The sequence below is a fragment of the Testudinibacter crocodili genome (assembly GCF_006228025.1).
Lineage (GTDB): Bacteria > Pseudomonadota > Gammaproteobacteria > Enterobacterales > Pasteurellaceae > Chelonobacter.
Genome location: NZ_VDHF01000050.1, coordinates 1 through 11481, shown reverse-complemented (window position 1 = coordinate 11481; position 11481 = coordinate 1). Strand labels below are relative to the sequence as shown.

The window sequence follows — 11481 nt, the reverse complement described above, 5'->3', positions numbered from 1 at the left end:
TTTATAATTAAGCGTTATTTAATCTCAAGCACTCCTTATAAAAAGTATAGAAATTAAATAATGTTTAAAGTCTGAATAAAATTTCCATTTTATTACAGAGGCATAAATATGAGAAATAAATTATGAATACTAGCCACATTAATAGTGTATTATCAACTCCATCCATTGGTTTATTCACATGTATTGAGCTTTTTGAAATTATTGGCATACAAGATAAGAAAGCATTCAATATATTTACTTTGGCTATTGCCCAAGAAGTTAAGTGTGAACAAGCTACAGATGAAAAAATCACACCAAAATTTATTCAATTAAAAAAAGATAAATCTTTACAATTTGGTATTTTTAGAAGTGTGCTTTCTATCGGAGATTTTATTGACAAGATAAAGTATTTGGAAAATAACCAATGGCAAAATAATCAAGGTAAGCCTCTTTTGTGTGGTCAGCTTAGGTACATTCCTAGTGTATATGTTCCAGCATTGGAGTGTGGAAAAAATGAATTTTTAGGATTATTAAAAAATAATTTTTTTGGAGGTTCTCATTTATTTGAATGGTTTGATGAAAGTAAAGAGTATGTGCAAAGTTTGATTAGCAATCCTTATGCACTTATGGAACTTTCTGCAGAATTACAAAATTTTTTACCAATTAAGTTAGGTTCACATTCAGATAGATTGGGGAATTTTATTATTCAAATCCCTTGCTCATCGGTTTCTTTTCAAATTAAAGGAAAAGAAAAGAAAGACGGCAAGCATCATCAATTGATCTCTAATTTATATTTCAATCCTAAAATTACTGAGCATTTGAATTTATCTGGTATCTTTTGGCGAGAGCGTCATGGAAGCATAATTGATTTTCAAAAAATTCCACTGAAACAGGGAGAAAACATTATTCCTTTCAAGCAAATAAATGGAACTGGCTATTACACGATTTGGGATGAAGATAGACAAATAATTTGTGCAGGGGGAGAAGTTTTGCCATTGCTAGAAATGGTGAATTTTTCTATCCATATGCATGAACATCAACCAAGGATTTTTATGCTGGATGACCGAGAAGAGAGGATTAATATATCTATTAATGCATCAAAAAATCAAATCGGTGGCAATAAAGATTACCGAGATTGGACTAGGAGGAGATTAATTAAACTGGAAAAGAAAGAACTGCATAATTCTTTAAAACTAAGACAATTTAAAAAAGACATGCGAAATGAAGCACTGGCTTTTATAAGAGAATTGATTGAAAAATATGGAGGTCATGGAGTTTGCTTGTGGGATCCTTATCTAAGTGCTCAAGATTTACTAGAAACTGTATTTTTTAGCTCCTATGCAAATACACCAATTAAGGCATTAACTGGTTTAAAATCGGTAGAAAATAGCAGTAGAATGAGATATAGAAATGAACTTGAACAAGCCATTATAGAAGAGGCTTGGCTTAATTTGACATTCTTAAATGCCGATAAATCTAAAGTGGGTGATTTCCATGATAGATTCATTATATTCCCACAGCACTATGATACCCCTGCAAGATGTTGGTCTTTAGGTACTTCTATAAATAGCCTAGGGAAGAGCCATCATATTATTCAAGAGGTTGAAGATGCTCAAGTCATAACCGATGTTTTTGAAGAAATGTGGAATCAATCAATTGTTAATCAAGAGAATATTATATGGAAATCCAAGAGCAGCTAACTATCGAGGAGATATTTCAGCTCATTAAAAGCTGTAATATAAAAACAGAGATTCCTAATGAAACATATGAAATTTTTGATGTGGATTTTGATTTTGAGAACTGGAAATGGCAAGATAAGCATAATTTTAGGGATTTTATAGATAATAATTTCCCTCGCAACATCAATTATCAAGAAAATATTATTTATATTGAAAGCTTATTTGAAAGAAACTTACTTATTAGAAGTGTGTCATGGATTGTAAAACTGTTACAGGATGAACAGGCTACATCGAAAGAACTAAAAATTGTGCTTGAATTAACTTGTATCATGCCTAATTTTTGGCAAGCCAGCCATAATGAAGGTATTGTTTTTTCTGAATCAAGTAAAAAATTGGCTTTATCTTACTTAAAACACCTTGAAATAGATTTATCAACCAGTCATGATGCATCAATAAGTGACAAGGAGAGAATAAGAAACCTTTACCATTCTTTAGATAATCATTTATGGAAAGATATTGAAGGAGAGCATTACCAAATTCAATCTATATATGATAGTTTATCGTTACAATTTCACCACACTTATTCATTTATATCTGAATATCACATCGATGAAATCATTAATCTAATAAATAAAGAAAAAAGAGTTTGGCAACTGCTTTTCTGGTTAGCTAATTTACCAGAAAAGCAAAAGAAAACCGTACTGTTACAATCAACCAATCAATTAGCCAAGTTTCTATTACTACTAGATTTAAGATATCTGTTAGAACAAGAAAAACTTCAGTTATCGGATATTTGGGTCAATGCGCCATCAGAATGGTTTCAAATATTGAATAAACATCCTGTGCGATATCCGTGGTTACAGCTTGGATTAGGAAAATTTTTAGCGTCTGCAAAAAATGCACAAATAAAAGCCTATGTTGATAGTATAGAAATAACAGCTTCTTATGAAGATATCCAAGATTGCCTAATGTACTTTTTTACTCACTCCACTCAGAAACGCATTCATTATTTTTGCGAATTGGCATATAAGAAATGGGAATGCTGGGATTTTTATGATTCGTTTGAAATTAAACGAAGTGGCTTAGATATAGCGATAGTAAAATATTTTCAAGACATCACATCGGATGAAGATAGAATGAGTTTTATACAAAATGAAATTGAATATATTTTATTTTTCAATAAAAAATGGTTTGCTAGCATTGTAGAATTAAATAAATTTGTTTATTATCATTTATCTAGAATGCAACCTGCTTGTATGGCAGATGCATTCAAGCAGGATAATTCATTATCATTTGATAAAGCGAGAAAACACATTTATTATCCTGAACAATTTTTACAAGATTTGAGATGGAAAAATTGGATCTATATAGATTTATAATACAAGACTGATCCTCTTGCTGTCTCGCTTACTCTCACGCAAACCACACTCCCCCAAAGCAAAAAGCACGGTCAAAAATCTTAACCTTTATACCAACTTACTCAACCCGCTCAATCCTTATCTGCTTCGCCGTTGCCGACGGCTTAAATTCACCATCAAAACGCCCTAAATAAATCAAGCCGTTGGCAGGTTTGGTGTTGCCGTGAAACAAGGCGAGATTGCCCCATGGGGCGTAGTAGGTGACGTCGCCAGCTTTGGGGGCGAAGTTGCCGTTGTGGTTTGGGCTGTCGGGCAGTTTTTGCGACAGGTAAGCGATTTTTTCAATGCCGCCGTAGTTTTCCGCAGGCAGGCTGAGCGGCAGTTGCTTGAGCAAGGCTTGGGTGGTTGGATTATCCTCCAGCGTGGCGGTATGGATTTGATGACCAAGGGTGATTTTGATTTTCATGGTTGGTTCCTGTGCCGTGGCAGTGTGGCTGAATAAGATAATCAAGGCATAAATCAGGGCTTTCATAAGCTACGCCAAGCCGTCTGAAACTTCACACATAAGTGCGGTTTCAGGCAGCCTGTAATGTATCCGCTTACTGCAAATTCGCCTTAAAGAACTGCTCAAACTTATCAAACGGAATTTTGCCTGATTGATAGTCGTACAAATCCACATGGGTGGCATTCGGTACGATATACAGTTCTTTGTTGTCGCCTTTGAGTTTTTTGAACGCGTCTTCACTGAAATAGCGTGAATGGGCGTTTTCGCCATGCACCACCAATACCGCACTTTGAATTTCGCCGGCACGTTGCAACAGCGGCATATTGATGAACGACAGCGGTGTGGTGGCTGTCCAAGCGGCGTTGGAATTGACGGCACGAGGGTGGAAACCGCGCGGGGTTTTGTAAAACGCCCAATATTCCTGCACGAATTGCGGCTCTTGTCCGCTTAATGTTTCCGGCAGATTGTTGCTGCTTGGGGCGAACTCGCCCGCTTTGAAATCGCTACTGCGTTGGCTGTTCATGGCTTGCAACATCGCATAACGCGCCGCTTCGTCCACGCTGTTGTTATAGCCGTTTGCCATCACCTGCGACATATCATACATGGTGCTGGTGGCGGTGGCTTTGATGCGGGTGTCCATACTGGCGACGTTCAACGCCATGCCGCCCCAGCCGCAGATGCCCAACACGCCGATACGTTCGGCATCAACGAAATCCTGATTGCTCAAAAAATCCACTGCCGCGCTGAAATCTTCGCTGTTGATGTCGGGGCTGGCCACGTTGCGCGGTTCGCCGCCACTTTCCCCTGTAAACGACGGATCAAATGCCAGTGTGGCAAAACCACGCTGGGCAAGCTCTTGGGCGTATAAGCCCGATGACTGCTCCTTCACCGCCCCAAATGCACCCGCCACGGCAATCGCAGGCAGCCTGGCTTTGGCGTTTTTCGGCGCATTTTTCGGCAGGTATAAATCCGCCACCAAAGTGATGCCGAAGCGGTTTTTGAACTGCACTTTTTGCTGCGTTACCTGGTCTGATTTAGGAAAAATTTTGTCCCATTGAGTGCCGACGGTTTGCATGGTATTGCCCTCAAGATTGCTGTGAATGGAAACTTGTGCCAAGGCAGAAGCCGAAGCGAAGGTTAAACTCACACTCATGGCGGTGATGGTCAGCAGTTGTTTCATGGATTTGGCCATAGATTGCTCCTTTGCTTGATGCGTTGGTGTTTGCTATTGGGCTTATTATAAAAAACCGATAATTACCTGTAAATTTGCCATTTGCTAATTTATAATTAACGAAATAGGAATTATAAAATGAAAGAATGAATGAAAATGCCGTCTGAAATTTAACACTATCAAAGTGCGGTTTCAGATGGCATTTTCTATAACAAGAGGTAGATTTTGCGGAGGTTATAAAGGTCCGCTATATTTCCTTGTTTAATTCATTCAACACCAAGGTTTGCAGTTCGTCTTTTGGCAGTAAAAGCTGATAATCCGATACGCCGATGGGTTTGTTGATGTCTTGCAAGGCGATTTCTACGTCCAAGCGATCTTTTTCGGCACAAAGAATAATGCCGATGGATGGGTTTTCATGTTCGCTTTTTTCCAATTTGTCCAGCAGGGTCAGATAAAAATTCATCTTGCCCACATATTCTGCTTTGAAACTGCCGATTTTTAATTCAATCGCTACCAGCGAACGCAAGCCACGATGAAAAAACAGCATATCGACAAAATACTCTTTTTGGTTGTATTCCAAGCGGTATTGATTGCCGATGAAAGAAAAGCCTTTGCCCAATTCCAACACAAACGACTTAATTTTCTCCGTCAGTCTTTTTTCCAATTCTTGCTCTTTGATGGGTTCGGTAATGCCTAAAAAGCCGAGATTATAAGAATTTTTAAAGACTTCGTTGGCGTAGTCGGCGCTGATCGGCAATAAGGTTTCGTTGAAATTATTGGTTTGCAATTGCGTTTGGGTATGGTGGAATGTGTCCATTTTGATGGCGTTGAGCAGCAAATCTCTTGATCAGCCTTTGCTAATCACTTCATTGGCATAAAAGGCGATTGCTGCTAAAGATTGAACTTTGTTTAACAACAATAAATTATGCCCCCATGGCAAAACTGCGACAGCCTGTCGCAGTTTTTCATCTGCCTGATAATAACGCTCATAAAAACGCTTCATATCCCACAGATTGCGTGGCGACAGCCCCATATCGGGAAATTCATTTTTGAGATCGGCTGAAAGCTGTTTCACCACCGCACTGCCGTACCCTTCCGCTAACTGCCTGTCAAACAGCAATTTGCCCAAAAGCCAATACACCGAATTCACCGCCTCATTGATTTGCTTGGCAACTCGGGCTCTGGTGGTGTGAATTTGGCTAATGGCTTGTTGCAAGATTTCACTGTAATCGTTACTGCTTATCAGTTCTTTGCTCATTATTTTTTCCTTTATCGGCTTTCTGATTTTAGATAATTTATAACAAAATCATAGAGATAAATAGAGCGAAATACAATGCTGGCGAACATCATCGTCAGCCCCAAAAACGCTCCGAATAGGCTTTGGCGCTAAACCAACTTGGCACAAGGGTGTTCAAATGATCAAACCACGCCAGCATGGTCTGCATCATTTCGTTTGAATAATCCACTTCTTCTTTGCCCAAAGTGAGCGCCACCGTAAAGGCATGAATGCTTTCCGCCGCCATATATCGTCGCCCAATCCGCAGAGGGCGGATGGCTTTCAACTGCCTGCATGGTTTTCAGCATTTGTCCTGCTTGGCAGCCGAAGTCATATTGTGCGCTTTCTGAAAGCGAAGGGAGCAGTTCTTTTGCCTCCTCACCCTCGCACCAAGTCAGCAGCTGATAAACGTTTTTCCCCTTATTGCATACGCCGAAATCAAGCGGCTGCGACATCTTGATGCCCGTTAATGCAAAACGCTGAATCAGTTCAAATTCGTATTTTTTGCTTTCATATTCGACGATATCCGAAATACGCAGCAAGCGTTTGTCGCCATCAATGGTTGTTACGCAATATTTTTTATCGTCCGACCAACCTTTATTGATGATGTCGGTTTTTGCAAACGTGTCGGCATTCGGAATATCGCGGATGACGTCAATCATGCTTTCCCCTTGATGTTGCTTAGTTTGATGGTTTTTAAGCATAACAGTTGAGTTTGTTTCCTTAAAGCCTTAATTCGCACCACATTACCGCCCCGCTTGGGATTTGATGTAAGAAAAATGCCGTCTGAAACTTGACACAAGCAAAGTGCGGTTTCAGACGGCATTTTCCCACTCATCCAAAAGCTAATAATTTCCTATAAATCATCCATTTATTAATCTATAATTACCCAATTGGAAATCATACCCAACAAGAGCCAAAAATGGACAGATTATTCGCCCTCAAAGTCTTCTGCGTGGCGGCAGAAACGCTGCAATTCAAAGAAACCGCCCACCGCCTTGCCGTTTCCGCGCCGGTGATTACCCGCAGCATTGCCGAGCTGGAACGTGCCTTGGGCGAGCCGCTGTTTATTCGCAGCACCCGTCAGATTGTGTTGAGCGATTTCGGGCGGCAGTTTTTGCCCAAGGCGCAAGGGCTGTTGGACGAGAGTGAGCAGTTGTTCCAAAACCAAGGCAACGACGATGAAATGCACGGCGTGGTGCGGATTGCGATGCCGATTCTGCCGTTTAACGATGAGATTTTGGCCGAGCTTCTGACCGCACTTGAACCCTATCCGCACATCACGCTGGATTGGCAAGTGGGCGGCAAGCGCCTGAACGTGGTGGAAAAACAGATAGACGTGGGCATACGCATCGGTTTTGCCGCCGACAGCAATTTAATCGCCAGAAAAATCGGGCAAATACACGAAAAAATCGTTATCGCCCCCAAATTGCTGGCAAAACTGGGCAAACCAGCCGATTTTGCCGATCTCAAAAAACGCTACCCCCTTGCCGCCCTTGCCGACGAAAACACCGGCAAAGCCTGGGCATGGCACATCAACGATGACGAACAAATCCTCGCCAATCCGCAGTTTTACAGCCAAGAGATGAACGCCGTCCTCACCGCCGTCAAATCAGGGCGGGTGGTCGGGCATATTTTAGACTGCGTCTGCGCCGATGCATTGGCAAACGGAGACATCGTCGAGCTGTTCGCCAAGGTGCCGAAAATCCAGTGGCCGGTGTATCTCTACCGCCAACAACAAACCGCCGTGCCTGCACGGGTGAAGTTTGCGTTTGAGGAATTGGCAAGGATAGTGGGGCGGCGGTTTATTCAGGCTGCCTGAAAGCCCAAACCGATACAACGGAGACACAATGAAACGGACACAATTGATCGAATACATCGCCGCACAATACGGCGCAGCGCCGGATTACCCGTGGCAAAAACACCCCGACTACGCCGTGTTCCGCCACCCCAACCACAAATGGTTTTGCGCCCTGCTGCGGGTACCCGGCAGCAAATTGGGGCTGGCGGATGGCGCCAATGTGGACATCGTCAACCTGAAAGTACCGCCGGAATTAATCGGCGCTTTGCGCAGTATGCCGGGGATATTTCCGGGCTGGCACATGAACAAAGAACATTGGATTAGCGTGCTGCTGGATGGCGGCCAGAACGATGCAACGATTTTCAGCTTACTGGCGGACAGTTATGCTTTAAGCCGCTGAGGTTAAAGTGCGGTATAGCTACAACATATTAAGCGAATTGATGTTTCACCACTAGTAGCAGTGGCGATAGTGATCATGCTTGATTTGCTGTATCATCAAGCCTCTTGGTTAGATTTTTGGCTGCTTTATGAGAAGCCTATTAGCTAGAATGTACAAATAATTTGTGGTTATTAAGTTATGTATTTATCAAATATTAAACTCTGGAATTTTAAGAAATTCGGTTCGAACAGTGCAATAAACCTCGAAAAGCCGAATTTAGATTTAAATTTTACAAAAGGCCTAAACGTTATTATTGGTGAAAATGACTCAGGAAAAACAGCTATTATTGATGCCATAAAATTGGTTCTGAAAACGCATAGTTATGAATACATAAGAATTGATGATAAGGATTTTTACAACAATGCAAACCGTTTCCGTATTGAATTAACTTTTGATGATTTAACACCAAATGAAGCCAAAAATTTTACAGAGTTGTTAGGTTGGAATGGCACAGGAGAAAATGTAAAACCATTTTTAAAACTCAACTACGATGTAAAACGCCAAGCAGATAAAATACTACCCGTTGATATAAAAGCAGGTATTGATGAAGACGGTTATTTGCTCACGGCAGAAGCAAAAGAATATCTGAAAATAACATACTTAAAGCCGCTGCGTGATGCCGGAAATGAATTGGTTGCAAAACGTAACTCGCGTTTATCACAAATTCTTTTAGGCGATGAAGCCTTTAAAGGAAAAGAAAACGATAACGAGTTGTTACAGATTTTTTCTGGTTTAAAAAACAAATTAGAAGAGTTTTTCAACGAAAATGATGGAGTAGGTCAGCCCAAAGTTGGCAAGCAGATAAAAGATAAAATTGACGGTTACATCAAAGGTTTTTACGGTAACAATTACGAGACCGAATTTGGTGCAACGTCAAACGACATCAAAAGCATACTTGAAAAGCTCACTTTGTCATTAAAAGGTGAAATAAATCCAGGCTTAGGGACATTGAACCGTTTGTTTATGGCAGCCGAATTACTTCACTTAAACAAATCGAATTGGAGCGGTTTGCGTTTGGGCTTGGTTGAAGAGTTAGAAGCACATTTGCATCCACAAGCACAAATGCAGGTAATTGAGGCGTTGCAAAAATTAGACACCATTCAACTTATTCTTACTACGCACAGTCCAAATTTAGTTTCTAAAGTGAAATTGGAAAACCTGATTATTTGTAACAACAAAAATGCTTTTCCAATGGGCGAAACCTATACCAAATTGGATAAAAACAATTACAAGTTTTTAGAAAAGTTTTTGGACACCACAAAAGCCAATTTATTTTTTGCCAAAGGTGTGATTTTAGTTGAAGGCTGGGCAGAAGAAATTTTGTTACCAAGCATTGCAAAGGCAATAGGAATTAACTTAACCGAAAAAGGCGTTTCGGTTGTAAACATCGGACATACGGGATTTGACCATTACGCAAAAATTTACTTGCGACAAACAGAGCCGAATATGAAAATTCCTGTTGCTGTAATTACCGATTCCGATATTAGAGAATACGAAAAGAACGGAAACGATTTTGTAAAACGAGATGCAAACATCGTTCAACAAGAAATACAAACCGCACTAACAACCATAAACAAAAAATCAGAAAACAACGTTCAATATTTTTTAGCACCAAATTGGACTTTGGAGTATTCATTATTTAAGTCGACAAGTCTGACAGCTGTATTTCAAAATGCAGCAAAAGCCATTCACTCAGGAACAGATTGGGAAAAGGATTTTGAGTTAGCATTAGCAAAGAAGTTAATCAATAAAGGTTTGAAGAAAACTGAAATTGCTTATAGCATCGCAAATGCCCTTGATGAAGATCTAACAAAAGAAATTCAAGAGATTTCAATTTCAAAACATGAAAGCGATACAATTAATTATCTTATAAGAGCGATTGAGCATGCTGCAGGGAATTAATATAACCGAAGAAGAAGTTTATTATGCGGAACGATTGCTTCTACCTTTGGGTAAAACCTTTGATGATGAACATAAAGCATTTATCCGCAATTTTAATACCATCGATTTACAGGCAGTTCCGGGAAGTGGAAAAACAACGGCTTTATTGGCAAAGTTGGTTATTTTAGAACGTAAACTTCCATTTATTGATGGTTCGGGAATTTTAGTTTTGTCGCATACCAACGCCGCCATTGATGAGATAAAAGAAAAAATACAAAAGCATTGCCCTAAACTTTTTTCTTACCCAAATTTCATTGGCACAATACAAAGTTTTGTTGATGAGTTTTTGGCAATTCCGTTTTATGTTTCAAAATTTAAGAAGAAGCCAATAAGGATAGATAACGAGATTTACAACGAAAGAATAAAAAACTACCTTGATAAACTTTGGTTACATAGGTTCAATTTGAGCGAAGAAACCAACAGAAAAGTTGCTCATATTAAAAACAATAATGAAGCACTATTTTACAATTATCGGTTTCAATTATCAAATAAAATCCAATTAATAAAAAAATTAAACGAAGGTATTTTAGAAATCAGTAAACCGAGGGGACGTACAAGACCTCAAAATTATCGTGATTACACACTTCAAGAAAAACAAGAAGTTTATAATTGGTTTTTATCACTCAAAAAATCAATACTCAAATCCGGTATTTTACATTATGACGACGCATATTTTTTAGCCGAATTGTATTTGAAAAAAATTCCGAGTATCAAAACAATTCTTCAAAAACGTTTCTCCTTCGTCTTTGTGGACGAAATGCAGGATATGGACACGCATCAATACAATTTGTTGGAAAGATTATTTTATGATGAGGGACACAGCGTTTCAAAAATTCAAAGAATTGGCGACAAAAACCAAGCAATTTATAATTCAGTAAAAGCAACAGATATTTGGCAAGACAGAGTGGAGGTTTTAAGACTTAACGGAAGTCAGCGATTGAGCAAACCAATTGCAGACGTAGTGAAAAAATTTGCTTTGTACAACGACAATAATTTTGATATTGTTGGAAAAAATGAGTGCAATATAAAACCACATATTTTGGTTTTTGAAAACGAAACAATCGAAAACATCATTCCTTATTTTTCTAAAATTGTACGAGAGAATAATTTAGTCAATTCTGAAAAACCTATCAAAGCTGTCTGTTGGAATACAGATTGGAAAGATGATGATATAAGTCGTAACAATGTAACAAAGCTACGTTTAGAAGATTATCACAAAGGCTTCAAAAAAGAAAAAGGCAAGCCTAAACAAGATTACGACAACCTGAAAAGTTATTTGTTATACTACGCGAAAAAGCAAACATTAGAGCCTGTTCGGAAAAATATCTTAAA

The 11481-nt window shown here is 39.3% G+C and carries 11 protein-coding genes; 6 read left to right on the top strand and 5 right to left on the bottom strand.

Translation table 11 applies throughout. The annotated features are described in order from the left end of the window. Positions 1-122 precede the first annotated feature (122 nt). Positions 123-1679, top strand: a complete 1557-nt coding sequence (locus FHQ23_RS05645; protein WP_139613438.1) for a VPA1262 family N-terminal domain-containing protein — start codon at positions 123-125, stop codon at positions 1677-1679. Next, on the top strand, positions 1658-3037 hold the full coding sequence (locus FHQ23_RS05640) for a hypothetical protein (protein WP_139613437.1): 1380 nt from the start codon (positions 1658-1660) through the stop codon (positions 3035-3037). Before FHQ23_RS05645 ends, FHQ23_RS05640 begins: the two co-directional genes overlap by 22 nt. Before the next feature lie 97 nt (positions 3038-3134). On the opposite strand, the gene FHQ23_RS05635 is transcribed toward FHQ23_RS05640, so the two are convergent. The 5 genes from FHQ23_RS05635 to FHQ23_RS05620 form a co-directional block, all read right to left on the bottom strand. Further along, the gene (locus tag FHQ23_RS05635; RefSeq protein ID WP_267963629.1) at positions 3135-3548 is read right to left on the bottom strand and encodes a cyclophilin-like fold protein; all 414 of its coding nucleotides are present in this window, start codon (positions 3546-3548) and stop codon (positions 3135-3137) included. Positions 3549-3615: 67 nt separating this feature from the next. Further along, complete coding sequence (locus FHQ23_RS05630) at positions 3616-4701, bottom strand: alpha/beta hydrolase (RefSeq protein ID WP_267963636.1); 1086 nt, start codon at positions 4699-4701, stop codon at positions 3616-3618. A 238-nt stretch (positions 4702-4939) separates the two neighbouring features. Beyond that, entirely contained in the window at positions 4940-5509 is a 570-nt protein-coding gene (locus tag FHQ23_RS12530; RefSeq protein ID WP_267963628.1) for a PDDEXK nuclease domain-containing protein, read from the bottom strand. Positions 5510-5539: 30 nt separating this feature from the next. Continuing rightward, on the bottom strand, positions 5540-5950 hold the full coding sequence (locus tag FHQ23_RS12525; protein ID WP_267963627.1) for a DUF1016 N-terminal domain-containing protein: 411 nt from the start codon (positions 5948-5950) through the stop codon (positions 5540-5542). 161 nt (positions 5951-6111) lie between these two features. Further along, entirely contained in the window at positions 6112-6630 is a 519-nt protein-coding gene (locus FHQ23_RS05620; RefSeq protein WP_176552257.1) for a phosphotransferase, read from the bottom strand. A 260-nt stretch (positions 6631-6890) separates the two neighbouring features. On the opposite strand from FHQ23_RS05620, the gene FHQ23_RS05615 reads away from it, so the two are divergent. The 4 genes from FHQ23_RS05615 to FHQ23_RS05600 form a co-directional block, all read left to right on the top strand. After that, a complete protein-coding gene (locus tag FHQ23_RS05615) occupies positions 6891-7790 on the top strand; it encodes a LysR family transcriptional regulator (protein WP_139613434.1) in 900 nt (299 codons plus the stop codon). Between the two features lie 28 nt (positions 7791-7818). Then, positions 7819-8169, top strand: coding sequence for an MmcQ/YjbR family DNA-binding protein (locus FHQ23_RS05610; RefSeq protein WP_139613433.1), 351 nt, complete (start codon positions 7819-7821; stop codon positions 8167-8169). A gap of 177 nt (positions 8170-8346) precedes the next feature. Further along, positions 8347-10110, top strand: coding sequence for an ATP-dependent nuclease (locus tag FHQ23_RS05605; protein ID WP_139613432.1), 1764 nt, complete (start codon positions 8347-8349; stop codon positions 10108-10110). After that, positions 10094-11481, top strand: a 1388-nt coding sequence (locus FHQ23_RS05600) for a UvrD-helicase domain-containing protein (protein WP_139613431.1), incomplete at its 3' end; no start/stop codon positions are given. The genes FHQ23_RS05605 and FHQ23_RS05600, both read left to right, overlap by 17 nt.

Coding starts and splice junctions, on each gene's coding strand:
- FHQ23_RS05645 (WP_139613438.1), top strand. CDS start 123: ATGAATACTAGCCACATTAATAGTGTATTATCAACTCCATCCATTGGT.
- FHQ23_RS05615 (WP_139613434.1), top strand. CDS start 6,891: ATGGACAGATTATTCGCCCTCAAAGTCTTCTGCGTGGCGGCAGAAACG.
- FHQ23_RS05605 (WP_139613432.1), top strand. CDS start 8,347: ATGTATTTATCAAATATTAAACTCTGGAATTTTAAGAAATTCGGTTCG.
- FHQ23_RS05635 (WP_267963629.1), bottom strand. CDS start 3,548: ATGAAAGCCCTGATTTATGCCTTGATTATCTTATTCAGCCACACTGCC.
- FHQ23_RS05620 (WP_176552257.1), bottom strand. CDS start 6,630: ATGATTGACGTCATCCGCGATATTCCGAATGCCGACACGTTTGCAAAA.
- FHQ23_RS12525 (WP_267963627.1), bottom strand. CDS start 5,950: ATGAGCAAAGAACTGATAAGCAGTAACGATTACAGTGAAATCTTGCAA.
- FHQ23_RS05610 (WP_139613433.1), top strand. CDS start 7,819: ATGAAACGGACACAATTGATCGAATACATCGCCGCACAATACGGCGCA.
- FHQ23_RS05630 (WP_267963636.1), bottom strand. CDS start 4,701: ATGAAACAACTGCTGACCATCACCGCCATGAGTGTGAGTTTAACCTTC.
- FHQ23_RS12530 (WP_267963628.1), bottom strand. CDS start 5,509: ATGGACACATTCCACCATACCCAAACGCAATTGCAAACCAATAATTTC.
- FHQ23_RS05640 (WP_139613437.1), top strand. CDS start 1,658: ATGGAAATCCAAGAGCAGCTAACTATCGAGGAGATATTTCAGCTCATT.